This is a genomic window from Orlajensenia flava (assembly GCF_004801905.1).
Taxonomy (GTDB): domain Bacteria; phylum Actinomycetota; class Actinomycetes; order Actinomycetales; family Microbacteriaceae; genus Orlajensenia; species Orlajensenia flava.
On sequence record NZ_SSSN01000009.1, the window covers coordinates 241,179 to 266,593 of the forward strand.

30 protein-coding genes are annotated in these 25,415 nt (G+C 67.9%); 14 read left to right on the forward strand and 16 right to left on the reverse strand.

Translation table 11 applies throughout. The features are described 5' to 3' along the window. The first annotated feature begins 219 nt into the window (after positions 1 to 219). Positions 220 to 1,275 carry a serine/threonine-protein kinase gene (locus tag E6C70_RS12850; protein ID WP_136424930.1) on the forward strand — a complete coding sequence of 352 codons (1,056 nt, stop codon included), beginning with the start codon at positions 220 to 222 and terminating at the stop codon, positions 1,273 to 1,275. Positions 1,276 to 1,358: 83 nt separating this feature from the next. On the opposite strand, the gene E6C70_RS12855 is transcribed toward E6C70_RS12850, so the two are convergent. After that, a complete protein-coding gene (locus tag E6C70_RS12855; protein ID WP_136424931.1) occupies positions 1,359 to 2,222 on the reverse strand; it encodes an alpha/beta hydrolase in 864 nt (287 codons plus the stop codon). 204 nt (positions 2,223 to 2,426) lie between these two features. On the opposite strand from E6C70_RS12855, the gene E6C70_RS12860 reads away from it, so the two are divergent. Then, positions 2,427 to 2,771 (forward strand): hypothetical protein, encoded by a 345-nt coding sequence (locus E6C70_RS12860; RefSeq protein WP_136424932.1) that lies wholly within the window; start codon positions 2,427 to 2,429, stop codon positions 2,769 to 2,771. Between the two features lie 32 nt (positions 2,772 to 2,803). Here E6C70_RS12860 and E6C70_RS12865 read toward each other — a convergent pair whose 3' ends face one another. The 3 genes from E6C70_RS12865 to E6C70_RS12875 form a co-directional block, all read right to left on the reverse strand. Further along, entirely contained in the window at positions 2,804 to 3,703 is a 900-nt protein-coding gene (locus tag E6C70_RS12865) for an EamA family transporter (RefSeq protein WP_235833446.1), read from the reverse strand. Between the two features lie 251 nt (positions 3,704 to 3,954). Further along, complete coding sequence (locus tag E6C70_RS12870; RefSeq protein ID WP_136424934.1) at positions 3,955 to 4,365, reverse strand: DUF1622 domain-containing protein; 411 nt, start codon at positions 4,363 to 4,365, stop codon at positions 3,955 to 3,957. Between the two features lie 40 nt (positions 4,366 to 4,405). Beyond that, the gene (locus tag E6C70_RS12875; protein WP_136424935.1) at positions 4,406 to 5,185 is read right to left on the reverse strand and encodes a DNA/RNA non-specific endonuclease; all 780 of its coding nucleotides are present in this window, start codon (positions 5,183 to 5,185) and stop codon (positions 4,406 to 4,408) included. 89 nt (positions 5,186 to 5,274) lie between these two features. On the opposite strand from E6C70_RS12875, the gene E6C70_RS12880 reads away from it, so the two are divergent. Continuing rightward, the gene (locus E6C70_RS12880) at positions 5,275 to 6,102 is read left to right on the forward strand and encodes an SGNH/GDSL hydrolase family protein (protein ID WP_235833447.1); all 828 of its coding nucleotides are present in this window, start codon (positions 5,275 to 5,277) and stop codon (positions 6,100 to 6,102) included. Positions 6,103 to 6,450: 348 nt separating this feature from the next. Here the strand turns inward: E6C70_RS12880 and E6C70_RS12885 are convergent, their stop codons facing one another. The 3 genes from E6C70_RS12885 to E6C70_RS12895 all read right to left on the reverse strand — a co-directional run bounded on the left by E6C70_RS12885 (position 6,451) and on the right by E6C70_RS12895 (position 8,345). After that, the gene (locus E6C70_RS12885) at positions 6,451 to 7,467 is read right to left on the reverse strand and encodes a PHP domain-containing protein (RefSeq protein ID WP_136424937.1); all 1,017 of its coding nucleotides are present in this window, start codon (positions 7,465 to 7,467) and stop codon (positions 6,451 to 6,453) included. 72 nt (positions 7,468 to 7,539) lie between these two features. Continuing rightward, a complete protein-coding gene (locus E6C70_RS12890) occupies positions 7,540 to 7,878 on the reverse strand; it encodes a hypothetical protein (RefSeq protein WP_136424938.1) in 339 nt (112 codons plus the stop codon). A gap of 62 nt (positions 7,879 to 7,940) precedes the next feature. Next, positions 7,941 to 8,345, reverse strand: a complete 405-nt coding sequence (locus E6C70_RS12895) for a DoxX family protein (protein ID WP_136424939.1) — start codon at positions 8,343 to 8,345, stop codon at positions 7,941 to 7,943. A gap of 217 nt (positions 8,346 to 8,562) precedes the next feature. Between E6C70_RS12895 and E6C70_RS12900 the strand changes: the two genes are divergently transcribed. Both E6C70_RS12900 and E6C70_RS12905 read left to right on the forward strand, forming a co-directional pair. Beyond that, entirely contained in the window at positions 8,563 to 9,519 is a 957-nt protein-coding gene (locus tag E6C70_RS12900) for a cytochrome b/b6 domain-containing protein (protein ID WP_136424940.1), read from the forward strand. A 65-nt stretch (positions 9,520 to 9,584) separates the two neighbouring features. After that, positions 9,585 to 10,967, forward strand: a complete 1,383-nt coding sequence (locus E6C70_RS12905) for an alpha/beta hydrolase (RefSeq protein ID WP_136424941.1) — start codon at positions 9,585 to 9,587, stop codon at positions 10,965 to 10,967. 27 nt (positions 10,968 to 10,994) lie between these two features. On the opposite strand, the gene E6C70_RS12910 is transcribed toward E6C70_RS12905, so the two are convergent. Continuing rightward, positions 10,995 to 12,398, reverse strand: coding sequence for a pyridoxal phosphate-dependent decarboxylase family protein (locus E6C70_RS12910; protein ID WP_136424942.1), 1,404 nt, complete (start codon positions 12,396 to 12,398; stop codon positions 10,995 to 10,997). A 393-nt stretch (positions 12,399 to 12,791) separates the two neighbouring features. Continuing rightward, positions 12,792 to 14,342: an MFS transporter gene (locus E6C70_RS12915; protein WP_136424943.1), complete on the reverse strand. Its 1,551-nt coding sequence runs from the start codon at positions 14,340 to 14,342 to the stop codon at positions 12,792 to 12,794. 61 nt (positions 14,343 to 14,403) lie between these two features. Here E6C70_RS12915 and E6C70_RS12920 point away from each other — a divergent pair, with 61 nt between their 5' ends. Continuing rightward, positions 14,404 to 14,982 carry a TetR/AcrR family transcriptional regulator gene (locus E6C70_RS12920; RefSeq protein WP_168770951.1) on the forward strand — a complete coding sequence of 193 codons (579 nt, stop codon included), beginning with the start codon at positions 14,404 to 14,406 and terminating at the stop codon, positions 14,980 to 14,982. A gap of 10 nt (positions 14,983 to 14,992) precedes the next feature. On the opposite strand, the gene E6C70_RS12925 is transcribed toward E6C70_RS12920, so the two are convergent. Then, a complete protein-coding gene (locus E6C70_RS12925; protein ID WP_136424945.1) occupies positions 14,993 to 15,475 on the reverse strand; it encodes a glutathione peroxidase in 483 nt (160 codons plus the stop codon). Between the two features lie 101 nt (positions 15,476 to 15,576). Here E6C70_RS12925 and E6C70_RS12930 point away from each other — a divergent pair, with 101 nt between their 5' ends. Next, on the forward strand, positions 15,577 to 17,727 hold the full coding sequence (locus E6C70_RS12930; RefSeq protein WP_328590854.1) for an alpha-galactosidase: 2,151 nt from the start codon (positions 15,577 to 15,579) through the stop codon (positions 17,725 to 17,727). 69 nt (positions 17,728 to 17,796) lie between these two features. Continuing rightward, on the forward strand, positions 17,797 to 17,982 hold the full coding sequence (locus E6C70_RS12935) for a hypothetical protein (protein WP_136424946.1): 186 nt from the start codon (positions 17,797 to 17,799) through the stop codon (positions 17,980 to 17,982). Positions 17,983 to 18,018: 36 nt separating this feature from the next. Here the strand turns inward: E6C70_RS12935 and E6C70_RS16745 are convergent, their stop codons facing one another. Further along, positions 18,019 to 18,195, reverse strand: a complete 177-nt coding sequence (locus E6C70_RS16745) for a hypothetical protein (RefSeq protein WP_168770952.1) — start codon at positions 18,193 to 18,195, stop codon at positions 18,019 to 18,021. A gap of 241 nt (positions 18,196 to 18,436) precedes the next feature. Continuing rightward, complete coding sequence (locus E6C70_RS12940) at positions 18,437 to 19,222, reverse strand: SDR family NAD(P)-dependent oxidoreductase (protein WP_235833448.1); 786 nt, start codon at positions 19,220 to 19,222, stop codon at positions 18,437 to 18,439. A 134-nt stretch (positions 19,223 to 19,356) separates the two neighbouring features. Here E6C70_RS12940 and E6C70_RS12945 point away from each other — a divergent pair, with 134 nt between their 5' ends. Next, entirely contained in the window at positions 19,357 to 19,866 is a 510-nt protein-coding gene (locus tag E6C70_RS12945; RefSeq protein ID WP_136424948.1) for a MarR family winged helix-turn-helix transcriptional regulator, read from the forward strand. Positions 19,867 to 19,948: 82 nt separating this feature from the next. On the opposite strand, the gene E6C70_RS12950 is transcribed toward E6C70_RS12945, so the two are convergent. Beyond that, the gene (locus tag E6C70_RS12950) at positions 19,949 to 20,674 is read right to left on the reverse strand and encodes a Type 1 glutamine amidotransferase-like domain-containing protein (RefSeq protein WP_136424949.1); all 726 of its coding nucleotides are present in this window, start codon (positions 20,672 to 20,674) and stop codon (positions 19,949 to 19,951) included. 203 nt (positions 20,675 to 20,877) lie between these two features. On the opposite strand from E6C70_RS12950, the gene E6C70_RS17105 reads away from it, so the two are divergent. The 3 genes from E6C70_RS17105 (at position 20,878) to E6C70_RS12965 (ending at position 22,182) form a co-directional block, all read left to right on the forward strand. After that, a complete protein-coding gene (locus E6C70_RS17105) occupies positions 20,878 to 21,219 on the forward strand; it encodes a biopolymer transporter Tol (protein ID WP_136424950.1) in 342 nt (113 codons plus the stop codon). Between the two features lie 120 nt (positions 21,220 to 21,339). Next, on the forward strand, positions 21,340 to 21,663 hold the full coding sequence (locus E6C70_RS17345; protein ID WP_491044376.1) for a DUF7882 family protein: 324 nt from the start codon (positions 21,340 to 21,342) through the stop codon (positions 21,661 to 21,663). Between the two features lie 57 nt (positions 21,664 to 21,720). After that, complete coding sequence (locus E6C70_RS12965) at positions 21,721 to 22,182, forward strand: BLUF domain-containing protein (RefSeq protein ID WP_235833449.1); 462 nt, start codon at positions 21,721 to 21,723, stop codon at positions 22,180 to 22,182. A 47-nt stretch (positions 22,183 to 22,229) separates the two neighbouring features. Here E6C70_RS12965 and E6C70_RS12970 read toward each other — a convergent pair whose 3' ends face one another. Beyond that, the gene (locus E6C70_RS12970) at positions 22,230 to 22,565 is read right to left on the reverse strand and encodes a hypothetical protein (RefSeq protein WP_136424952.1); all 336 of its coding nucleotides are present in this window, start codon (positions 22,563 to 22,565) and stop codon (positions 22,230 to 22,232) included. A 117-nt stretch (positions 22,566 to 22,682) separates the two neighbouring features. Further along, the gene (locus tag E6C70_RS12975; RefSeq protein WP_136424953.1) at positions 22,683 to 23,777 is read right to left on the reverse strand and encodes a YihY/virulence factor BrkB family protein; all 1,095 of its coding nucleotides are present in this window, start codon (positions 23,775 to 23,777) and stop codon (positions 22,683 to 22,685) included. A gap of 224 nt (positions 23,778 to 24,001) precedes the next feature. Between E6C70_RS12975 and E6C70_RS16750 the strand changes: the two genes are divergently transcribed. Further along, positions 24,002 to 24,139 (forward strand): hypothetical protein, encoded by a 138-nt coding sequence (locus E6C70_RS16750; RefSeq protein ID WP_168770953.1) that lies wholly within the window; start codon positions 24,002 to 24,004, stop codon positions 24,137 to 24,139. 43 nt (positions 24,140 to 24,182) lie between these two features. Here E6C70_RS16750 and E6C70_RS12980 read toward each other — a convergent pair whose 3' ends face one another. Then, positions 24,183 to 24,374 carry a hypothetical protein gene (locus E6C70_RS12980; protein WP_207670131.1) on the reverse strand — a complete coding sequence of 64 codons (192 nt, stop codon included), beginning with the start codon at positions 24,372 to 24,374 and terminating at the stop codon, positions 24,183 to 24,185. 288 nt (positions 24,375 to 24,662) lie between these two features. Between E6C70_RS12980 and E6C70_RS12985 the strand changes: the two genes are divergently transcribed. Continuing rightward, complete coding sequence (locus E6C70_RS12985; protein ID WP_207670132.1) at positions 24,663 to 25,364, forward strand: SDR family NAD(P)-dependent oxidoreductase; 702 nt, start codon at positions 24,663 to 24,665, stop codon at positions 25,362 to 25,364. Positions 25,365 to 25,415: the final 51 nt, after the last annotated feature.

Below are 25,415 nucleotides of genomic sequence, written 5' to 3' on the forward strand. Positions count from 1 at the left end.
CCGCTTCCTGGATGACGGATGCCCTGAGCCATGGCCTTCCCCTCCCCGCCGGTGTGCACACGCTAGCACCGCCCACTCCGCCGGTGAAGGCGCCCGCCCGCCTACGTTATCTCTCGTCCGCCTGCAAGGGTCTCACCGTGTCGGCGGCGTTGATTACACTGATGACACTGGTCATCTAGGCCGGGCGCCCGCCCGAACGACCCGAGACGGAGTTCGAGCGTGAACGAGGCAGCCCACCCCCTCCCCGCGAGCGGTCAGCAGACCGGACGCTATGTGTTCGAGGAGCACATCGGCACCGGTGGAATGGCCGAGGTCTACCGAGCCCGCGACAACCACCTCGGACGCGAGGTGGCCATCAAGCTGTTCCGCGCCGAGGCGGCCACGCCCTATGACGAGGTGCGCCGCGAGCGTGAGATCCAGCTGCTCGGATCGCTGCGGCATCCGGGGCTCGTCGAGATCTTCGATGCGGGCTCCTTCGACGACCGGGGATCACTGCGGCGGTACATCGCGATGGAGTACATCGAGGGCAACTCCGTCGCCACGCGTCTGCGGAGCGGCGCGCTGTCGGCGCGTCTGGTCGCGGACATCGGCGCCCAGGTGGCCGACGCCCTCGCTCACGTGCATTCCCACGACGTCGTGCATCGCGACGTGAAGCCCGACAACATCCTTCTCACGGAGCAGGCCGCCTACGGCTACACCCTCATCGCGAAGCTCGCCGACTTCGGCATCGCCCAGTTCACGGATGCCACCCGCTTCACCGACCACAACTCCGTCCTGGGCACCGCGCAGTACATCTCCCCCGAGCAGGCGAGCGGCCAGGAGGTCGGAGCGCCGACCGACATCTACTCGCTCGGCCTCACCCTGCTCGAGTCCCTCACCGGCGAGCGCGAGTACCAGGGCACGGCGATCGAGGCGGCGTTGGCTCGCCTGAGCCGATCGCCCTCCGTCCCCGAGGACCTCTCGGATGAGTGGCGCGACATCCTCACCGCGATGACCGCTACCGATCCGCAGGCGCGGCCCACCGCTCACGAGGTCGCTGCCACTTTGCGCGACATCATTCGCGCGTCGATCCTCGAAGGACGCGCCAAGCACACCTCTCGCCGCTCACGACGGGCCGCGAACGCGGAGCGCGGCAGCGCGCGGGCGACCGTTCGCAGCGCGGACCGCGACCGGCAGCGCAAGCCGTGGGTGCTCACCACCGCGATCGTCGGTCTCGCGGGCGTCGTCGTCGGCACCGTCGTGGGTGTGCTTCTCGGCACCCACGTCATCGGCTGAGTCTTCCGCACCCGGCATCGGGCCGCTCATCCGCAGACCCTCGACGGGCGGTGGGGCGAGGCGCTGACCCCGCCCCGCACGAGCTACCCGCCGTACCGCTGAACGAACGCGAGCGCCTCGTCGGCCACCTCGCGCCAGCCGCTGTCGATGACGAGCGAATGGCCGCGGCCGGGAATGGTGATCTCCTCCGTCACGCCGGGGTTCTTCGACTGGATCTTGTAGCTCGCGTTCGTGATGGCCGGAGGCACGGTGTGGTCGTTCTCCCCGCCGATGATGAGCAGCGGGCCGCGGTCGGGGTTCTTGGAGTCGACGGCCGTCTCTCCGCTGAACGGGTTCACGTTCGCGAAGGCGGCCTCGAACAGTGGCGCCCCCGCGGCCGGCACGTGGAAGGTCTCGAAGAGGTGCCGGCCCTCCTCCTCGTCGAGGTTGTTCACCCAGCCGTACTGGAACTGCTCCCACGTGAGTGAGACGCCCTTGCCGGCGTTGGCGGGATTGGTGAGCACCGGGGAGGCCGACTTCAACGCCGAGACCGGCAGCGGCAGCACGCCCTTGAACGGTGCGTTGTCGATGGAGACGGTGACGGATGCGGCGCCCTCCCCCGCGATCTTCTGGGCGATGAGTCCGCCGAACGAGTGGCCGATCACGACGGGGGCTCGGTCGAGCTTTGAGATGGCGGCGATGTAGTGGTCGGTGACCTGCTGCACCATCTTCTTGGCGAACGCCTCGGGGTGCTCGCGGGCCTCGGCCACGGTGGCGGGGTCATCGGGCCAGCCGGGTGCGAGGGTGATGTAGCCGGCCTCCTCGAACAGGTCGCGCCACGGCTGCCAGCTGCTGGAGAGCAGCCACAGCCCGTGGACGAACAGGACGGGAGGGAGGCCGGACTCATTGGCTCGCTCGATCTCGGCGAGCTCCCAGTCGGCGAGGGTGGGCGTTTCGGCGTCGGTCATGATGGTGCCCTTCGGATGCGTTGACGGTCGGCGGCGCCGACGGCTGAGGGGAGGCGGGGGTGGGTCCGATCGTCACGCTAGTCCTCCGACGCCGCGCACTCCAGAGCCGAATTCGAGACGACTCGGCGACCGCCCCTCCGCACCTGTCAATCCCGCGCGTCGGGCGGCATCCGGTCGTATCGTCGCGTGCGGAAGGGACTTCACATGACGGTGAAACTCAATCAGGCAGCCCTGAAGCACGCGCGCGCGCTCGTGCGCGACGGGAAGGTCGTGAAGGACGAACGCGATGCTTGGAGTGAGGATGCTCCCAGCGCCGACGAGGAGAACGCCTTCATCGACAAGCACGGCTATGCGGAGTACTCGAAGTGGCACCTCGGCGTCGATGCGGATGCAAGCGAGGACACCAAGGGCCGGTACAGCTTTCCGTACGGCGACTTCTCGAAGGTCCATCGCTGCGGCGTGATCTCGGCGGAGAGCCGCGCGGGTCAGTACGACCACGACGACATCGAGAAGGCGCTGAAGGGTCTGCTGGAGTCCATCGACGACTGAGCCAGGATCAACCGGAATGACCCTGGCCGGGTTCAGGGAATGGTCTCGGCGGTGTACTCGAGATCGGTGTGCGGGCGCTGGCGCTGGGTCGCGATGGCGATGCCGGCCGAGAGGCACACCACCGCGATGGCGATCACCTCGAGCGGCGTGAACTGCTCGTGCAGGACGAGCACGCCGAACACCGCGGCGACCACGGGCCCGAAGCTCGTGATGATCGCGTAGAGCCGAGGAGTGATGCGCCGCAGGATGACGGTGTCGAGGCTGTACGGCAGGGCCGAAGAGAGCACGCCGACACCGAGGAGGAGCAGGATGACGCGCCCGTCGAGTGCCGAGACGTCGAGCGTGACGAGCGCCACCGGCAGGAGGAGAACGAGGCTCACGATGCCCGCGACGGTCAGTCCCTCCAGTCCCGGCAGGCGGAGGGCCACCCGGCGCGTGAGCACGATGTAGGCCGCCCAGCTCGCCGCCGCGGTGAGCGCGAGGGCGACGCCCCATCCGTCGACCCGACCGTCGAACCCGGTGAGCAGGAACACGCCGACGGCAGCGGCGAGAGCACAGATCACGTCGATGATGCGCCGCGACATCACCAGCGCGAGAGCGAGTGGGCCGAGGAACTCGATGGTGGCGGCGACCCCGAGACCGAGCAGGTGGACCGCCTGGTAGAACGAGAGATTCATCACGGCGAGCACGACCCCGAGCGCGATGGCCGGCCACAGCCGTTGCCACGTCAGCTCCGCGCGCTTGGGCCGGTAGAACGGCAGGACGACCGCCGCCATCACCAGCTGACGCACCGCCACCACGACGAAGGCGCCGACGATGGGGATGACCAGGCCCGCGAGCGCCGAGCCCAGGTTGATGCTGACCTCGGTGCCGAGCTGCGTCGCCGCTCCGACGGCGCTGCGCCGGCGAACGGATGCGGACTGCTCACTCACCCCTCGAGCGTAGGCGGCGCCGCGCCCGCCTCCGACCCGCGATGAGATGCCGCGTGCCATGGATGCCAGCCCGCTAGCGTCGAGGGTGGCGGCGGGGTGGCGAATACTGGGCCTGCGGGCGTCGTCGGAGCTGGCGGAGGAAGAGCTAGCCCGACGGCGTCGGACTGGAGGTGGGAGAGCTAGCCCCCGGGCGTCGTCGGAGCTGACGGAGGAAGAGCTAGCCCGACGACGTCGAGCTAGCGGAGGAAGAGCTAGCCCGACGGCGTCGAGCTGGCGGAGGTCGAGTCCACCGGCGGGGTCGCGGATGCCGGGTCGCCGCCCGACCCGCGATTCTTCTGCCAGGGCCAGTACCCCGTGATCTCGAGCTCGAGCGAGAAGCTGAGGAAGGTGCGGATGAGCACGATGCCGCCGAGCACGGCGACGCTCTCCAGCGTCGGGGTGACCGCGACGGTGCGGATGATGTCCGCCGCGACGAGGAGTTCGAGGCCGAGCAGGATGGACCGCCCGAGCTGCTGGCGGAAGCGACGGTAGCTGTCGGACTCGTGACGCGTCAGTCGCACGATCGTCATGACACCCGCGGCGAGCGCGCCGATGACGATGGCGGCGACCCCGGTGGCGTCGAGCACCTTGCCGATGGTCTCGATGACGTCAGCGAAGCTCATGGCTCGCAGTCTGGCACCGCCCGAACCGCCAGGCCGGGAGTCAGAGCACGATGTCGGAGAACGACCTCAGTCGCCGCCACGGCTCGGCTGCCACAGTCTCGGGCAGATGGTCGGCAGCGATGAGCTCGGGCATGACGAGGCCCGTGAGCGATGCAACCTGCTGCACGGCGACCTCGAAGGTGCGGAACGGCCCGAGCTCCGGCTCATCGGTGATGGCGCGGCGCTTCTCGGCATCCGGCACCAGAGGGGACTGGTCGAGGACGAACGCGGCCGACGCGAGGTCGTCGCCCGCGACCCAGGCGATGATCTTCCAGAACCGCAGCGGGACGCGGATGCCGCGGTAGGGCGGGTCGTCGGGTGAGAGCACGGGCGCGGTGAAGACGCTCAGTCGCAGCCGCTCGACGCTCGCGAAGTCGAGCACGTGGTTCTCGAGCCCGAGCCACAGCTCGGCCGACTGGTTGAACTCGGATGCCTGGGGCGCGGCATTCGTGTAGTGGAAGGTGTCGGAGTTGGCCTGCTTCGCGTCAACACCCCACACCGGATCGCGGCGGCGCACGAGGTGCCCGCGATCGAAGCCGTTGTTCGCGTACACCGCGGGCCCGGTCTGCGCCTCGGCCGGAACGCGATCGTCGAGCCGCCAGTCGTCGCCCCGCTCGAGGTCCACGAGGGCTGTCCCATCGACATTCACGCCCGCCACGCGGGCGAGGCGCCTGCTCGCGTCGAGGAGCACCGTGAAGTGCGTGTAATCGAGGGTCGTCACGGCATCCGCCCCCCGCGGCAGGTCGACGCGCACGGTCAGGAAGTCGGGGGAGAACGCCATGGCGACACTCGACCACACCCCGCCGACGTCGGCAACGGGTACCGAGCCGTCGCGCGGATCTTCTAGCGTTGGAGTATGGGATGCGGAGCATGAGGGGGCGGACGGCGATCGCCGGCGCCGTGGTGATCGCCGGCGGTGCGACAGTATGGGCGCGCTGGCTGGCGCGGCGGCAGCATCACTGGGCGCGCACTCTGGCCGATGCGATTCCGGTGAACTCGGCGTTCTGGCGCGAGCAGGGCGCGAAGTCGGGCGAGGTGCTCTACGTCGCCATCGGCGATTCGGCCGCACAGGGAATCGGGGCGAGTCGCCCGTCGCACAGTTACGTCGGGTTCGTCGTGAGACGGATGCGCGAGCTCACCACGCGACGCGTTCGGGTCGCGAACCTCGCGATCTCGGGGGCCACCATCCGCATCGCCATCGATAAGGAGTTGCCTCTGCTCGAGGCCCTGCATCCCGATGTGCTCACCGTGTGCATCGGCGCGAACGACATCGCCGCCTTCGACCCGGAGCGCTTCGACCGTGACGTGCGCGAGCTGTTCGAACGGCTGCCCGACCACGCGATCGTCGCCGACCTGCCGAGCTTCTACTTTCTGCCCGGGGAGCGGAAGGTGCGGGTTGCCAACACCCTGCTGCGCGCCGCTGCGGCCGAGCGCGGGTTCACGGTGGTTCCGCTCCACGACACCACCGCCCGGCAGGGGCTGTGGGGGGTGACGACCCAGTTCGCGGGCGACCTGTTCCACCCGAACGACCGCGGATACCGCATCTGGGCCGCGGTGTTCGAGGACGCGGTGGCAGCCCGCCTCGCTGAGGTCGACTCCCGGCTCGCCGCAGATTCCCGTCCCGCTGGCGAGCCCCCGGCCGCCCTGGATTCAGGCAATAGCACGCCACTCAGGCCGGATCCCGCGAATCAAGCCTGACCCGCGTTCGATCGCCTGAATACCGGACGGGGTGCCGGATGCGGCGACATGCCGGACCACGCCATGGCCAGCGATTCCCGCGCCACTGGCGAGCCCCCGGCCGCCCCGGATTCAGGCAATAGCACGCCACTCAGGCCGGATCCCGCGAATCAAGCCTGACCCGCGTTCGATCGCCTGACTGCCGGACGTGGCGCCGGATGCGGCTCAGGTCGCACCCGCGCCAGCCATCCGCGAGCTCCGCGCCACTTCGTCGTTCTCTGCGCCAGTTGAACTGGCGCGGACCCCGACCAACTGGCGCGAGGTGACGCCACGTCGGGCTAACCCACCGACTGGGCGGCGTGCACGGCGTCACCCGGCGGGACGCGCCCACTCCAGCAGCTTCTCGAGCGGCCAGGTCGTGATGATCCGCTCCGGCGGCACACCGGCGGCCTCCGCCCGAGCCGCACCGAGGTCGAGCAGGCCGAGCTGACCCGGCGCGTGGGCGTCGCTGTCGATGCTGAACAGGCATCCCTCGGCAAGTGCCAGGGCGATGAGGTCGTCGGGAGGGTCCTGCCGCTCGGGCCGCGAGTTGATCTCGACCGCGACATCCTTCTCGGCACAGGCGGCGAACACCCGCCGGGCGTCGAAGGTCGACGGCGGACGCGTGCCGCGCGAACCCTGCACCAACCGGCCGGTGCAGTGCCCGAGGATGTTCGTGCGAGGATCGTTCACTCCGCCGAGCATCCGCCGAGTCATCGCCTCCGACTCCGTCCTCAGCTTCGAGTGCACCGATGCGACCACCAGGTCGAGCTGCGCGAGCATCTCGGGCGCCTGGTCGAGCGTCCCGTCGGGCAGGATGTCCACCTCGATGCCCGTGAGCAGGCGGATGCCGCCGCCGTGCGCGTCGATGCCCTCGATGATCTCGATCTGCTCGGTCAGACGCTCGGCGCTCAGTCCGTTGGCCACGCGCAGGTTCGGCGAGTGGTCGGTGATGGCGAGGTACTCGTGACCCAGTGCCTCCGCCGCGCGGGCCATCGACTCGATGCTGGTCGTGCCGTCGGACCAGTCGGTGTGGGCGTGCAGGTCGCCTCGGAGCCTCGTGCGGAGGCCGGATGCCGGCGCATCCGCCGGGGCGTCACGGGCCCGCAGCTCGGCGAGGTAGTCGGGCACCCGGCCATCCGCCGCCTGTTCGATGACGGCGTAGGTGGTGTCGCCGATGCCCGCCATGCGCTTGAGGCTGCCGTCGGCCACACGGTTGGCGACCTCCGCGGCCGAGAGGGGCTGGATGATCGCCGCGGCCTTGCGGAAGGCCTTAGCGCGATACTTCGAGGCGAGTTCCCGCTCGAGGCGGAACGCGATCTCCTCGAGCGCCTCGACCGCATCCATTCCCCTATTGTGCCGGTGCCGGGGACTGGGGGGCGACCCCGGCACAGACGTCTGCGAGCCGGCTGGTACCGACTACGAGTTGGGGGCGGTGTTCCGGTTGCCGTTCCGGCCGTCCCTGCCGGTGCCGGTGCCGTTGCGGTTGCCGCCACCAGGGCCGAAGGCGCCGTGGCCCGGGCGATCGATGCCCTGATGCATCGAGTGCGAGACCGTGATGAAGCCGGTGGCGGCCACGGCCCCGCTGAAGAAGCACACGACGGCGATGCCGACGGCCCCGAGCACGAGCCAGAGCGTGCGGCGCGAATGCGGTTCGGCAGGAGCGGCATACGGCGTCGTGTTGCCGTACGGCGCAGTGTTCGCATACGGCGCGGCGTTGCCGTACGGCTCGTGGGCGGGCTGCTCGGGAGAGGTCATTCCGGGATGATGCGCCGCCCGGCTATCACGCAGCTATGCGGGCCATGCGCATCCGCTGCGAATCATCGATCGCGCCGGGCCGCCGCGGTCGACCAGAGTGCCAGCAGCACGAGCAGCGGCTGGAACAGCAGACGGATGAAGCGGGCTCGATCGGTGGTGAGCCCGAATCCGTCGCGGTGCTCAGTGTACTGGGCGATGTTGCCCGGGAAGATCGCCGTGAAGAACGCCGCGACGATCCAGCCCACTCGCCGCCGCTCCTTCGGCAGGGCGAGCAGCGCTCCACCCAGCCCGATCTCGGCCATACCCGAGGCCACCACGACGCCGTCGGGATCCATCGGCGCCCACGGTGGAACCTGGTTGCGGAACTCCTTGCGCGCGAACGTGAGGTGGCTGACCCCGGCGAAGACGAGGAACGAGCCGAGCACGACGCGGCCGATGGTGCGGGGGACGGAGTTAGAGGCGGTCATGCTCCCAGTCAGCCATGCGACGATGGGCGAGGGCAAGCGGTTGCGGATGCGCGGCCGAGCACCGAGGGTCGTGTCCGGACCGCGGCTGCGTCGTGTTAGGGCTCACCTCAGGCGGCAGGCCTCCCGCGATAGGCTGCGACCCGGCGCGGTCGCCGCGCCCACCCACCAGCATCCGCCCGCCGCCAGCCCCGCCCGATCCGAATCCGAGGAGACCCGCATGAGCGCGCCCCCCTCCTCAGCGGACGCGCCGGGACGCAATCGCTGGCGATCGCTCGCCTGGCTCATCCCGGCAGCGATCCTCGCGGCCGCCGTGATCGTGCTGCTGGCCATCGGATTCCGCTCGACGGCCGCGGGAGGCGACTTCATCCGCACCTATCCGGGCGCCTCCGAGCTCCCGGCCGGCGCCCCGGTCGGCATCCCCGCGTGGCTCGGCTGGCAGCACTACCTCAACGCCCTGTTCCTCGTGCTCATCGTCCGTACGGGGCTGCAGGTGCGCGCCGACGCGCGCGGATCGCACGCGTGGACGGGGCGCGCACGTCGCGGGGGCAAGCCGCCGCATCGCATGACGCTCGAACTCTGGACCCATCTCGCCGTCGACACGCTGTGGATCGCGAACGGCGTCATCTACGTCGTCGTGCTGTTCGCGACCGGCCAGTGGGTGCGCATCGTGCCGACCTCGTGGGACATCGTGCCCAACGCCGTCTCCGCGGCACTGCAGTACGCCTCCCTCGACTGGCCCACCAAAAACGGGTGGGTGAACTACAACGCCCTCCAGCTGCTGAGCTACTTCGCCGTCGTCTTCCTCGCGGCTCCGCTGGCCATCGTCACGGGCATCCGCCTCTCGTCGTACTGGCCGGCGAAGTGGCGGCGCGCCCGCTGGTACCCGCTGGGGCTCGCCCGCGCTCTCCACTACCCGACCATGCTGTTCTTCGTCGCGTTCGTCATCGTGCACGTCACACTCGTGCTCACGACCGGGGCCCTGCGCAACCTCAACCACATCTACGCGTCGCAGGACACGCAGTCGTGGGTGGGCTTCGGCATCTTCGCCGCATCGACGGTGCTCCTCGTCCTGGCCTGGTTCGCGGCACGACCGGTCCTCACGAAGCCCGTCGCCCAGCTGTTCGGCGAGGTGGTCAAGACCCCTCCGCGACGCCAGCGCCCTCCGCGCGGCTGAGAAAACCTCGAATTCGGGCGCATCCGGTCGTGGGTGGGGTTTGACTAGGATTCACTGAACATCGGATGCCCGAACCTGCACGACGGACGACGCAAGGGGGTGCCACCATGTGGAGCACGTGGCCGCATCGCATCGCCGTGCTCATGAGCGTCGCGATCGCCCTGTTCTGGATCCTCACGCCGACCTCGCAGACTGCGGCGACCCAGATCGCGCTCAACAAGCTCGCGGGCATGACCAACACGCAGGTCGAGGCCTTCATCGCAGCACACCCCGACCTCGGCGAGCAGCTGATCAACTCCGCGCCCAAGGAGATGGCCAAGTGGTGGACCTCGCAGACCACCTCCGAGAAGGAGCACCTCATTCGCACGCTTGCGGATGGGCTGGGCGACCTCGACGGAATCGACTACGCCTCGCGCGACCGGATGAACCGGGCCTTCCTCGCCGAGACGATGAAGAAGACGACCGCGCAGGTGGCGAAGACGCCCGCCGATGCTCAGGCGGTTGGAATGCTCGCCGCCCTCAAGGCGATCGAGGGCGCCCTGAACGGCAAACACTCACCCGCACGGCACCTCATCAGCTTCACGGATGACCAGCCCCCGCTCGCTGCCGTGGCCATCGGCGACCTCGACACCGCCCGGGTGGTGACCTTCAACGTGCCCGGGATGGGCACGTACACCAACGACATGCAGCTGTGGACCCAGTCCGCCCAGAACGTGTACGACCAGCAGGGACTCGTCGGCGGAAACCATCGTCGCGCGGTCGTCGCCTGGATCGGCTACAAGACGCCGCCGCCCGGCGTGGACGCAACCCTCGGCGATTACGCCGCGCGCGGCGGCCCCCTGCTAGCCGAGGACATCGCCGGTCTCACGGCGTCACGCAGCGTTCGCAAGACGATCGCGCCCGTCGTCAACGTCATCGCGCACTCCTACGGCACGACGACGGCCGCTGATGCCCTGGCGCAGAACAAGCTGGGCGTCTACTCGTTCGTCATGCTGGGCTCAGCGGGCATCGAGAACTACATCGCCCACGCGTCCGACCTGCATGCCGCCCACGTCTACTCGGGCGAGGCGACGAAAGACCCCGAGGCGGCCTGGGGTCGGCTGAGTCGCCACGATCCGCGCGCGCCCGGCTTCGGTGCCACCGTCATCGAGGTGGACGGCGATGCGCGGCTCGCCCTGCTGCCGGTAACGGGCCACGCTCCGATCCTGCACTCGGAGTGGAACGACGATCCGCTCTCGTCGGCGTGGTCCAAGATCAAGGACGTGAAGGTGTTCGAGAAGCAGTACCTCGCGCACGAGTCGACCTTCGGCTACCTCGACAACGGCACCGAGTCGCTGTTCAACACCGCCATCGCCACGACGCCGTCGGCGAATGAGGACCTGACGAGCGGTCGACCGACGACGAGAGAACCGGTGCCCGATCGGGCGGGACGTACGTCATCCGACTGACGTCGATCGGTTGTCGGGCCCGATGGCTCACATGGAGTCGAGGATGCCCACCAGCTGCTCGAAGGTCGTCATCGGGTTCACGATGGCGAATCGCGTGTTCGGCCGGCCGGCGTGCGAGCTCGGCGTGACAAAGGCGCGCTGCTCGTTGAGGAGGCGGGCGGACCAGGCCTCGTAGTCGGCGGCCGCCCATCCGTCTCTCTCGAAGACGACGATGGACAGCTGCGGCGCCCGCACGAGTCTCAGCTCGGGCCGTCTCTCGATCTCGGCGGCGATGTCGCGCGCGAGTTGGAGCGATGCGGTCAGCGCGGAGCGGTAGGCGCCCCCGCCGTAGGTCGCGAGGGAGAACCAGAGCGGCAGTCCGCGCGCACGACGGGTGAGGTGGGCGGCGTAGTCCGACGGGCTCCAGTCGGGCGTCTGCGTGAGGGTGTCGAGGTACTCAGCGTGTTGCGTGTGCGCGAGCCGCCCGAACTCCGGCTCGCGGTAGATGAGCGCACAGGCGTCGAAGGGGGCGAACAGCCACTTGTGCGGGTCGACGATGACCGAGTCGGCTCGCTCGACCCCCGCGAAGTACGGGCGGCCGATCGGCGAGAGCATCGCCGCGAGACCATACGCGCCGTCGATGTGCAGCCAGAACTCGTGGTCGTCCTTCAGGGCGGCGATCGAGGCGATGTCGTCGACGATGCCGAAGTTGGTCGATCCGCCGGTCGCGACGACGACGAATGCGGACTCGCCGTGCTCGTCCAGGGCCTCGCGCACCGCGCCACCGGCCAGACGCCCGAACTCGTCGGGACGAACGGCGACGACGTCGACGTCCATCACGCGGGCGGCCGAGGCGATCGAGGAGTGCGCCTCGACGCTGCAGACGATCTTCCAGCGGATGGGCGTCTCATCGCCGCGTTCGGCCCGGGCGCGCTTGGCGTTCTCGCGAGCGGCGACGAGCGCCGAGAGATTGCCGAGCGTCCCGCCCTGCACGAAGACGCCGCCGGCCGTGGACGGGAGACCGAACTCGGCGGCGAGCCACGCCAGCGCCTGGTTTTCGGCGTAGACCGCGCCCGATCCCTCGAGCCAGGATCCGCCGTACACCGCGCTGGCCGACACCACGAGGTCGAACGCGGTGGCCGCCTTGGTGGGTGCGGTGGGGATGAAGGACAGGTACTGCGGGTGGTCGGTGGTGATGCACGCCGGAGCGAGAACGTTCTCGAACAGGCCGAGCGCTCGGCGTGCCCCGATGCCGTCCTCCGTGATGGTCGACCCAGCGAGGCGAGTGAGCTCGGTCAACGACATCGGCTTGTCGAGGGGGGTGTCGCTGCCGAGCATGCGTCGGCGCGAGTAGTCGAGGACGAGGTCGACGATCTGCCCGGTCTCCTCCGAGACGGTGTGCATGCGATTGGCGGGCGCAACACCCGTCTGGGTCTTCTCGCGCTTGCTCATGGTCATCCTTCCGCCGTCGTGGCCAGTTCCGATTGTGACGGATTGCCCACGGGATCTCCGAACCCGTTCCGTGCGCGTCGACGGGCTCAAAGGGCGAATGCGCGCGTCACACGCCACCGTTGGGGAAAGGATCGCGCGCCCAAGCCCGATTCCGCGCAGATTCGCGCTGCCGATTCGCGCAAGAGAATTGCACATGAAAGGAGCCGGCCCGACGACTCCCGGCTGTCCTCAGCCGGGAGCCCTCTTTCGGTCAGGGCCTGAATCGGCATCGGCGACATCGTCGTCTCCGACCTCATCCCGGTGGTGCGCCGAGCACTACCTCCGGACTCCGTCAGTTTACGTTCGCACATGCACAGAACCCAAGGCTTGACATCCCGCCTGCACGTCGTTCCATCACCTCCGGCGCGCCGACGCGTCGACGCGCGTCGAGGGGATCACCCGCCACGCCACGATCGCGGCAACGCTCATGATGACGGCAGCGATCACCGCCGTCGTCTGCATGCCGATGGTGAACGCGTGCTGCGCGTGCTGCAGCACCTCCACCGCCTGCGGCGCATCCGACCCGCCGATGGCCGCGGTCGCGGAAGCGAGCGACTCGCGCACAGCAGCCGCGGTCTGCGGGGAAACGGATGACGGGACGTCGAGCACGAGCCGGTAGACCACCACCTGGAGTGAGCCCAGCAGGGCGATGCCGAGGGCGACGCCGAGTTCGTAGGCGGTCTCGGAGACGGCGGACGCGGCGCCGGCCTTGCGCGGCGGCACCGCGGAGACAACCGCATCCGTCGTGAGGGTGACGGCCAGTCCCACGCCGAGTCCGACCAACGCGAGGGCACCGGCCAGCCAGAGGTAGGAGTCCGCGCCCTCGGCGACGGCCAGGAGCACGAGGCCCGCCGCACCGACGAGGAGGCCGGTCGCGATGGCGCGCCCCATCCCGAGGCGGCCGACGACGCGGCTCACGATGACGACGACCACGACGGATGCGAGCGCGGCGGGTAGCTCGCGCAGCCCCGCCTCGAGAGGTCCGTACCCGCGCACGAGCTGGAAGTACTGCGAGAGGAAGAAGATCATGCCGCTGAATCCGAGCACGCCGATGAGGTCGGCGAGCACCGACCCGCTGAACGCGCGGTTGCGGAACAGTTCGAGGTCGATGAGCGGAACCGCGAGCGTCCTCTGGCGGCGCACGAAGACGACTCCGGCGATGACACCAACCACGACGACTGCCGCCGCCAGCCATGAGACGCCGTGGGTCGCCAGCTCCTTGATGGCGAAGACGACCCCCACGACGGCGACGATCGACAGGGCGGCACTCAGCACATCGAGGCGACCGGGACGCGGATCGCGCGACTCCCGCAGCAGGAACGCGCCGGCGACGACCATCACGATCATGACGGGCACATTGATGAGGAAGACGGAACCCCACGAGAAGCGCTCGAGCAGGGCGCCACCGACGATAGGCCCGAGGGCGGCACCGGCGCTCGCGCCCGCCGACCAGATGGCGATGGCGGTGCGGCGTTGCGTCGGGTCACGGAACATCTGCCGGATGAGCGAGAGAGTCGAGGGCATGAGGGTCGCCGCCGCGACGCCGAGAAGCGCGCGGGCGAGGATGAGCATCCCGGCTGTGGGCGCGAAGGCGGCGAAGACGGATGCGGCTCCGAACGCGACAGCGCCCATCAAGAGCATCCGCTTCCGTCCGATGCGGTCGGCGAGCGTTCCCATGGTCACGAGTAGTCCGGCGAGGGCGAAGGAGTAGACGTCGCCGATCCACAGCAATTCCGTCGCGGTCGGTGCGAGGTCGCGGCTCAGCGCGGGCACGGCGAGCGACAGGACTGTCGCGTCGATGGCGAGCAGGACGACGGCCAGCACGAGCACCGGGAGAGCGGCCCATTCGCGCCAGCCGGCGCGGGCGGGCGACGTGGCGGTGCTGTCGGTCAGAGTGTCGATCATTCCTCTAATGTACCGTCCGGACGGTTGGTTAGCAATCCGGATGGACGGTAGGCTGGGGCTGATGGAACCGACCCGGCTGCAACGCAACCCCGACCGCACGCGGCGTGCACTGCTCGACGCGGCCGCCCGATTGGTCGTCCACCAAGGCACGTCGGTGAGCCTCGAGGTGCTGGCACGGGAGGCCGGCGTCTCGAAGGGCGGCCTGCTGCACCACTTCAAGAGCAAGGAATCGTTGTTCGAGGAGCTCGCGGACGATCTCAACGAGTCGTTCGTGGACGCGGTCCGTCGCAACACCGATCCGGCTGACACCGCGCCCGGCAGCCTGATGCGCGCCTACGTCAAGGCGACCTTCGACGACCTGGTGGAGTTCGGCTACGCGCGCGACCACGCCATCCTGTGGGCTGCCCTCGGCACGATTCCGGGCGTGGCCGAGCGCTGTCAGGCGGATGCCGCGCGCTGGGACGCCGCGCTCGCCGATGACGGACTCGACCCGCAACGGGTGCTTCTCATCTCGCGGACGGCGGACGGCCTAGCGCTGGCGGCACTGTTCGAGGCGCCGTCCACCTCGGCCCAACTCGACAGTTACAAAGCCCTGCTCCTCGCACTCACCGAGCAAAGCGGGCCGCTCGTCGAGGTCTGAGGAAGGCGCCTCAGGCGGGGAGGTTGGCCTCGATGGCCTCGATGATCTCGGGAGCGTCCGGGACAGTCCTCGGCCGGAATCGCTTGATCTCGCCATCCGGAAGCACGAGGAACTTCTCGAAGTTCCACATCACCTTGCCGGCCTTGCCGCCGGCGTCCTGGGCCTTCTTCAGCTCCGTGTAGAGCGGGTGCTCCTTGCGACCGTTCACGCGGACGCGATCGAAGATGGGGAACGTGACGCCCCACGTCGTCGAGCAGTACTCGGAGATCGCCTCATTGCTCGAGAGCTCCTGAAGGAACTGGTTGCTCGGAAAGCCCAGCACCGTGAAGCCGCGGTCTCCGTAGGTGCGCTGCAACTGCTCGAGCGTCTCGTACTGCGGAGCAAGGCCGCACCGTGATGCCACGTTGACGATGAGCACCACCTTGTCGCGGTAAGGGGCGAGCGTGGTCTCGGTTCCGTCCATGGTCTGGATCGGGATGTCGTCGATGAGCATGTTTCAGACAACCGCGCGGCCCGACCACGCATTCCCGGGGTCCGGCATCCGATCGTCCTCGATGCCCCGCTCATCGCCCGACGTCCCGCTAGTGTCGGTGCGTGCGGAGAGAAAACACCATGCAGGACGGCGCGCAAGTGCTCCACCTTCGCAACGGCGGAACCAGCCTCGTCCTCGACCTCTCGGCCGCCGGGATGCCTGCGTTCGTCCATTGGGGCGCAGACCTCGGCGACCTGTCCGATTCCGAGCTCGCGGGCCTCGTTTCGGCCTCCCTCGTGCAACGGGTCTCCGGCGGACTCGACCATCCCGCCCGCCTGAGCATCCTCCCGAGCGAGGCGTATGGCTGGCAGGGTTCCCCCGGCCTCGTCGGCTCACGAGCGGGCCGGGACTTCTCGCCTGCTTTCGTGACGACCGCTGTCGAAACGGATGCCGCATCCGTCGTTGTCAGCGGGCTCGACCCGGCGGCGGGCCTCGAGTTGAACGCCGAGCTCTCGCTCGACGGGTCCGGCACCCTGTTGCAACGCCTGCGAGTGCGCAACGCCGGCGAGGACGACTATGAACTCGAGCGCCTCTCGGCCACCCTGCCGCTGCCGTCCAGTGCCCGCGAGATCCTCGACACGAGCGGGCGTCACCTGCGGGAGCGCATGCCGCAGCGGCATCCGTTCGTCATGGGCTCGCACGTTCGCGAGAGCCGAAAGGGTCGCCCCGGGGCCGACTCCACACTCTTCCTCACGGTCGGGACACCCGGGTTCGGCTTCGAGCGTGGGCTGGTGCACGGAGCCCACCTGGCCTGGAGCGGCAACCACCGAATGCTCGTGGAGCGTCAGGTCACCGGTGCCGCGATCCTGCAGGGCGGCGAATTGCTCGCCCCGGGCGAGGTGCGATTGAAGCCCGGCGAGAGCTACCTCTCTCCCCCGCTCATCGCCTCGTGGGGCGACGGCCTCAACGCGTTCACGGCTCGGCTGCACGCCCACGTCCGCGCGCGACCGAGTCATCCGCGCTCGCCTCGGCCCGTCACGCTCAACACCTGGGAGGCCGTGTACTTCGCCCACGACCTCGACGGGCTGCGCGACCTCGCATCCGTCGGCGCCCGGGTCGGCGTCGAGCGATTCGTGCTCGACGACGGCTGGTTCCGCGGGCGACGCGACGACCGAGCGGGGCTCGGCGACTGGTTCGTCGATGAGGCGATCTGGCCGCATGGACTCGATCCGCTCATCGAACACGTGCACGGCCTCGATATGCAATTCGGCCTCTGGGTCGAGCCCGAGATGGTCAACGACGACTCCGACCTCGCGCGGGCGCACCCCGAGTGGGTCCTGCAGACGGGTGACCGGATGCCGATTGAAGGGCGCCAGCAGCAGGTGCTCGACCTCTCGCACGCGGGCGCATACGCCTACGTCCGCGAACGGATGCTCGCGCTCCTCGCGGATCACTCGATCGACTACCTCAAGTGGGATCACAACCGTGACCTGATCGACGCCGGGAGCACCATCACCGGACGAGCGGCCGTGCACGACAACGTCGAGGCGCTCTATCGACTGCTCGACGATCTGAAGGCTGCGCATCCCGGCCTCGAAATCGAGAGCTGCGCCTCGGGAGGGGCACGCGTCGACCTCGGCATCCTGGCGCACACCGACCGCATCTGGACGAGCGACTGCATCGACCCGCTCGAGCGCCTCCCCATCCAGAAGTACACCGGTGTCGTGGTGCCCTACGAGCTGATGGGGGCACACGTCGGAGGCACGGTCTCGCACTCCACCGGGCGCACATCGACCCTTCCGCTTCGCTCCGCGACCGCGTTGTTCGGCCACTTCGGCATCGAGTCCGACCTGCGCACGTTCAGCGAGCCGGAACTGGACGCCTTGGCCGCGTGGGTCGGCTATCACCAGCGCCACCGCGCGATGTTCCACACGGGGACCGCGGTGCACGCCGAGCTCGACGATGACACCGGCGACCTGCGCGGCGTGGTAGCGGAGGACCTTTCGCGAGCCGTCTTCGTCTTCACCCAGGTGCGGTCGAGCGACACCTACCCGCCAGCACCGCTGCGCTTTCCCGGGCTCGACGACGACATCGTCTATCGCGTGGGTATCCCGGTCGAACCGGCATCCGACCCCATCGCCGGCCAGTCCGCGCTCGAGTGGGCGCAGTCGGGCGTCGAACTGTCGGGTCGGGTGCTGCGCACCGTCGGCGTCGCCGCGCCCGTGTTGTTCCCTCAGCACTGCATCGTCATCGAAATGGCCGCCATCGACTGAGCGGCCCACGTGAGTCAGTCGTGGGGAACGTCAGTGGGCATATCGAGACCGAGTCGGGATACTGGGCTCATGGATGAAGACGACGTTACTGAACTGTCGCTGTTTGCCGGAGGCGTCTACCTGGTGGAGCTGTCCTCAGGGAGGCACGTCTCCGATAAGCGGCGGGTCCCCCTCCGGGCGAGTGTCGATGAGAAGACCGGTGAGGTGCGGCTGTTCGTCGACCCGGAGAGCCTGAGCCGCCTGCAGGATCGCTGAGATCCTCGCCACACCGGCCCGGAAGATGATCTGCCCCTATTCAGGGTCCGCCGAGCGGTGCTTCGCCCTTTTACGCCGAACCCGCCCGGCGTACCGGGCGGCCGCCGACGTCGCCTCGTACTGCTCATCGTCTCCGCGCAGCATCTCAGCCCGCCACCACCGGACCATCAGCGGCACCGACAGCACCACGCCGATGGCGACACACCAACCCATGAACGCTCCGATGAACTCCACGCGTCGCTGGCTCCCTCTGGCCCTGTGAATGTACGCCCGCGGTCGGTTGACGGGTGACAGTCTGAATAGAAGCTACTGGAGGGGTTCATGCGTTCGCTCGAGATCCCGCTACGGGCCGACGCCGACACGACGTTGCTGGCTGACGTCGCTGAACGCAACAGCGCTGAGCTCCTGATGCGCATGGGTACCGGGCGGGCGGTGGACACCGTCGTCCCGCGCGTTACAGCGTGGTCGTCAGTACCCCGCCATCCGCGCGCACGGCCGCGCCGTTGGTGGCCGAGGCAAGCGGGCTGGCGAGGTAGGTGACGAGGGTCGCGATCTCGGTGGGTTCGATGAACCGCTCGAGCAGGGAGCTGCGGTTCTGCCCGATGATGATGTCCTTCATCGCTTCGGCCGGCATCGACTGGTTCTCGGCGACCGCCGTGATCGTCGCGGCCACCCCGTCGGAATAGGTCGGACCACCGAGCACCGTATTGACGGTGACGGATGTGCCGCGGGTCAGCTTCGCGATGCCGTTGCTGAGAGCGATCATGGCGGCCTTCGTCACTCCGTAATGCACCATGTCGGCCGGCACGTTCACGCCCGATTCGCTGCTGATGAAGACGATGCGTCCCCAGTTGCGTTGCAACATTCCGGTGAGGACGTGCCGGGAAAGGCGTACCCCGCTCATGACGTTGACGTCGAAATAGCGTGACCACTCCTCGTCGGCGAGCGACGCGAACTCGGCGAGACCGAACAGTCCGACATTATTGACCAGGATGTCGATGTCGCCGAGCGAATCCAGCAGCTCCGACACCTCGCCGGGCTTGGCGAAGTCCGCCACGAGACCTCTCGGGTTTGCACCCGGGTGATCCTTACGGAGCCGATCAATGGCAGCGTCCACCCGGTGCGGGTATCGCCCGTTGACAGTCACCTCCACGCCCTCGCCAGCGAGCGCCGACGCGATCGCGTACCCGATTCCCTGACTCGACCCGCTCACGAAAGCGGTCTTACCCTGCAGGCGCATGTCCATACTTCTTCCATCCGTGACGATCGAGCCGTTGATTCACTTGCTTAGGCAAGTTATTCCAAGGATCCATGACTTGCGTAGACAAGTCAACTCGAGAGAGAACGCTCGAGAGACGACCTAGACTCATGGTCATGACAGAACCGCCCACTCGCACCGAGATGAGCGCTGACGACCTCACCGTATGGTCATCCGTTGCGACGATGCTGGAGCGGCTTCCCGCAGCCCTCGACTCTCAACTGCAACGCGACAGCGGTCTGACCCACTTCGAGTACGGAGTCCTCTACGCACTCGACGCCGCTCCCGATCGCACACTACGCCTCAGCACCATTGCCGACTATGCGAGCTGCACGCTGTCCCGCCTCTCGCGCGCGGTGTCGCGAATGGAATCGAGAGGGTGGGTCGAGCGTGTGATCGACCCACGCGACGGGCGGTTCACGCTGGGCGTCCTCACAGCCCAGGGCCATGACAAGGTCGCCGATTCGACGCCTGGTCACAACGCTCTGGTGCACAGCCTCGTCTTCGACGTCCTCACCCGCAATCAAGCCACGCAGCTGGGGATCGCCAGCCGAAAGATCTCGACCGCCATCGGTCGCGAGAAGACCTGGACCCCGCCGATGAACCCGGAAAACGAAGAGGCTTAGCCACCACCTCGAGGCGCTCGAGCCCGTGAGCTCTCGACCACTTGGGTGCGGCTTCTCGACCGCAGGGAGGTCGCGGACGTCGTCAGCCGCCGATCGTGGAGACCAGCACGCCTCCCTCGGTGCGTTGCACCCGCCAAACGCTGCCGCTGCCCTCGACCTGGAGCCCGCCTTCACCGATGATCAGATTCGTGCGCTCGTCGATGCCGAGTCCGCCGGCGACCATCCCGCATTCGACGGCGGCGACCAGCCGGGACAGCATGCCGCGCTGTGCCACATGCACCTCGATGGCCACGTCGACGAGGCCGATACCGGTCTCGATCTCCAGCTCTTCGCCTGGATCGTCAGGGTCCTCAGGGGAGACGACCACACCGCGGATGCGCGACGCGCCTCCGAGCGAGCCCTTCGCCGCGATCATCGCGCCGGCCGAGACCCCGAGGTACGGCACTCCGTCAGCAACCAGCCGGCGTATTTCCCCGAACACCGGCTCGAGCCCGGCGCGCACCTCCTCGACGATGCCGCCCCCCACCGCGATGCCGTCGACGTCGGCGAGCGCACCGAGCCCGACGTGCTCGGTGGATCGACCCGCGGTCAGGTGCACCTCGATCGCAGATCCCGATCCGGCCGCTGTGAGGAGCTCGCCGAGCGCTGCCGCCTTCTCCTCAGCCTCGGGGTGCAGTGAGATCACGGCAACGCGTGCCTGCGCGCGGCCGGCGTGACGCGCACGCAGCGTCGCCTCTGCGACGAATGACGCGTGGAGCGGAGCATCCGCAACCGTGGTCGCGCCGCCGCCGATGAGGTGCACGCTCACGCGGCACCAACCCCAGATACGACGGTAGGCGATCGTGCCGCGTCGCCGAACTGGTCTTGAGCGGGGACGTCGCGCCGGATCGAGTCGACGTCCCTGGCCGCGTCTTTCGCACTGAGGGTCATGCGAAGAGGCTACTCGCGAGGAGCCTGGGCGGTGTTAGGCCCGGGGTCTTACTCACTCGGGCGGGCGGGCGCCGTTACCGTATGAATGTGGTGGACCGTGAACAGGACTCACCGGCCGAGCCGGCCGACAGCGAGCGGTGGCTGACGATAGGCGGTCGACGATGGCGCCGTACCGATCCTTCGCTACCCGATGACCTCGTGCGCGCCCTGAAGTCGCACCTGGGACGCGGTAGGTCCGGCGTCAGGAGCGCGAAACTCAAGAACGACGACGGCGCGACGGCGTCAGCGCGGGTTCGGGTAGGCCTCGCGAAGAGAGGGCTGGGAGAGCGGGGGCCGTACTGGTGGGACGAGCCTGAGGAGACGCGACTGGAGCGAGCGCGCGACGCATTGCGGCAACTCGAAGCGCTCGACAGCGCGAACTGATCACTGACGCCCTTGCAAACAGGGCTCGACTCCGTCAGTGTCTCGAGGCTCAGGGACCGTGTCGGTGGTGGGGGTTATGGTGCGGCTGTGGGGTATTTGCAGTACGGCGGCCGGTCGATCGTGTTCAGTTTCGATGACCGGACTTTGGCGCACCTGCAGGTGGTGTTCAGTGCGAAGCTGCGCCGGAAGGAGTCATTCTTCTTCCATTGGGACGCGGAGTATCAGGGCCGGTCGGTGTGGATCACGCCGAAGGTGCCGATGGTGTTCGTGTTCGAGGGGTCGAGGGCGCCGACGCTGAACGCGGCTTGGATCGCCGAGCTCGTCGAGAGTTCGTACAGTTCGAACGGGCTCACCCTCCACGATGAGCCGCGGGAGTCTGCGATCCCATCCGAGCGCGCTGGCAAGGTCTCGGGATCAGCTCGGGCGCGCCGGCCCGTTGGGTAACTGCACCACAGAGGCACTTGCGTCGGAGGGCGCTTGGATCGGGAGGAGAATGGGGTGATGGGATCTTCTGCTGACGGACTGCTCTCGGTCGTCTACTCCAGCACCGCAACGAACGCGATGAGCGGGGCCGACTTGGAGGGGCTGTTGGCGGTCTCCCGCGAGACGAACGCCCGGACCGACGTGACGGGGATGCTGCTGCACCGGAGCGGACGCTTCATACAGGTTCTCGAGGGACCGGCGTCGAGCGTGCTGGACCGCATGTCCCACATCACCGCCGACAGCCGGCATCGCGACATTCGGACCCTGATCGAAGAACCCATCCAGGAGCGCCAGTTCCCGGAGTGGACCATGGGCTACACCACCGGATCGACCTCGGATGGTGCAGCCATTCCCGGCTACCGAGCGACCTTCGATGACCTGACCGTCGAGGAGGAGCCGGACTCGACCACGATCAGGGCGCTCCGGGAACTCATCCGCTGGTACACCACGCCGTCACGCTCGGACACCGGCCGTAGATAACGCGCCCGCGTCCAGGAGGCGGCGAGGTGAAGAACTCGCCTCTCCTGTCAGATCCAGTCGAGTTCATTGAAATGTTCGACGGTGGGCGTCGGACCGGGCCGTCGGCCCTGAAGTTCGGCGAGTCGCGTGCGGAGCGTGTCGGCGAGCTCGCCTGCGTCCAGCGAGTCGTCGGCTTCTTCGTCGCACGGAGTTGCCAGCACGTCGTTGCCGAGACCGACCACCATCTCCGCCACTGGGTTCTCGCCCGCTCCGTCCAGTCGAATAGGAACGGTGATCGCCTCGGCGATGTTTCTTTTCGCAAGCAAGGCCGAGATCTGCACCACGAGCGACCCGATCTCATCCGACGTGCACACGGTTCGGCCAGCGTAAGCGATCTCTTTCACCGCTATAGCCTGCACTACTGACAGCAACGAGCCGCAGGGGTTGCCAAGCTGGACCCCGCGACAGTGCGAGCCACTGCTATAACGCAGGCTTCCGCGACCGTCCCCACTCGACCCCCGTCAATCAGCTGCTTCTGCGCGCTTCTTGTCAGCCTCGGACCCATCGTCCTCGCCGTTGCTCAGCCGGATACGCCTGCCCTCTTCGACGTCGGCCTGCTCCTGCTTGTCCTTCTTGTCGCTCTTGACGGTGTCCCTCGGGGGCAGCTTGATGTTCTCCTCGGCCGCGATACCAGCCTGCAACTGTCGGCCCCGCTCGAGTTCGGCGTCGAGCTCTGCTCCGAAGAGCAGGGCGAGATTGGCGATCCAGAGCCACAGCAGGAAGATGATGATTCCCGCGAACGAACCGTAGGTGCGGTCGTAGTTGGAGAAGTTGCTCACGTAGAAGCCGAACCCGACCGATGCGATCAGCAGCACGACGAGGGCGAGGATGGCGCCGAGGCTCACCCACCGGAATTTCGGCTGCTTGGCGTTGGGGGTCGCGTAGTACAGAACGGCGAGGATCAGGATGACGGCGAACGCGAGGACCGGCCACTTGACGATCGACCACGTGACCTTCAGGGCCGCCCCCACTCCGAGCGCATCGCCGACGGCATCCGCGACCGGTCCCGACACCACCAGCAGGATCGCGATGAGGAGGATGAGCACAATGGCGATGACCGTCACGACGAGTTGCGTCGTTCGCAGCTTCCAGAACGGGCGACCCTCTTCGATTTCGTAGATGCGATTCATCGCACGGCTGAACGCGCCGACGTACCCTGACGCCGACCAGATGGCCAGCACGATTCCCGTTACCAAGGCGAAGCCCGCCGCCGGTGAAGCGGCGAACTGCTCGAGCGGTTTACGGATGATCTCCACGGTGCCGCCCGGAGCCACATCCCTCACGATGCCGAGCAGCGCCGTCGTGGCGCTCTTTCCCTGCCCGAAGACGCCCAGCAGCGAGGTGATGGCCAACAGTGCGGGAAACAAAGAGAGCACGGCGTAATAGACCAGTGACGCGGCAATGTCAGGGCATTGGTCGGAGATGAACTCTCGGAAGGTCTTCTTGGCGACGTACCCCCACGAGCGCCGCGTCACCTCGGTGGGCGAATCGGGCTTGCGCTCGTCATCGGGCGCCGGGGCATCCGCCTGCTTTTTACTCGCCGTCTCTGAGGACACAACAACTCCTACCCGCTCGCGTGGTGCTGGTCATGTGATCGCCGCTCTGAAAAGAGTGCGCCTTCACTGCCGTCTGGAGCAGGGGCATGACAACACACCACCGCGCGTGGTACGAGGATGGGAGCCCAAACCGGGCGACAAGGACGATGTTTGTTCGATGCACGGCACGGCTGCCCTGTTGTCAAGCCGTAGCGGAAACCACGGCGGGGGCGTGGGCTGCCTCCATGGACAGCGAAAAGCAAAACACTCAGGGAACGCCGGACGAGGACGAAGCAGCCGACACTGCTTCCGGTGGCGCCCCGGACGCGCCCGACACGACAGACGACGAAGACCGTCCGGTGGACAATCCATCCGGCGGTTGAAGGACCCCCACCAGCGGGCGTGTCGATCTGCCGCCCACAGTTGTTACAGCGCGCTGAGCTCGTCGCGCAGCCGCTGCTTTGTTGCGTCGTCGACTCGACCACCGGCAGCGCCGAGTGCCGCGTCGAGGCTCATCCCGCGGGCCAGGCTGATCATCGGGTTGGAGGACACCCCAGGAGCGATGCGCTCGAGAATCGCAACCGCATCTGAATCATCCAGCAAGGTGCCGACCTTCACGGTGGCGATGTTGTACCTGCCCATGCTGCTCCTCAGTCTCGACTTCATCGTTACACGTCGCCCCCTCTTCGTCGAGACCCGATCCCAATCGTGACCGCGCCCGCCTGCCGTGGCGGTCGACGACCCCGATGCCGCGTTCGCGCAGGCTGTCGCGCAATTGGGCCGAGTCCACCATCCACAAGCCGATTCGCTGACTGGCAACGGTTCCGCGTCGTTGCAAGTACGACGACAGAGCCGTGTAAGTGAGTGCGGTCACCGTTGGTCTGGGACTCGGCAGAGGAGGCAGGCGTGAGGAAACGCTTCGAGGAGATGACCGTGCTCGTCACGGGAGCTAATCGCGGGCTCGGCTCCGCGTTCGCGAGTGCGCTCGTGGAACGGGGAGCGATGAAGGTGTACGCGGCAGCCCGCGACCCCGAGGCGATCCGCACTCCCGGAGTCACTGCGGTCGGGCTCGATGTGACGGACCACACACAGCTCGCGGGACTGGCAGAACGACTGTCGGACGTGACGATGGTGATCAACAACTCCGGTATCCATCGGCGCACCTCACTGTTCGATGACGACGCTGTCGATGTCGTCGAGTCCGTACTGCGCACGAATCTGCTCGGCACGCTCGCTGTGAGCGCGGCTTTCACGCCGGTGATCATCGCGAACGGGGCCGGCGTGATCGCGAATATGCTCTCGGCGGGGTCGTGGCTTGCCGGGCCGGGCAACCTGGCGTACGCCGTCTCGAAGGCTGCTGCGCTGTCGTTGACGAACAACATGCGGGCCGAGCTGGGACCGAAGGGTGTGCAGGTGACCGCAATCCATGCCGGATTCATCGACACCGACATGATGGCCGCATTTCCCGGCGCGAAGCTCAGCCCACGCGACGTCTCGAATGCCGCACTGTCGGCCATCGCGGAGGGAGCCCAGGAAGTGCTCGTCGATGAGATGTCTTGGCGCGCGAAAACGGCATCCGCGCTCCCGGTACCGGGATTCCCCGCCTGATCGCTTGCTGATCCCTCACCGGACGCGAGACGAGGATACTGCTGCGTATGC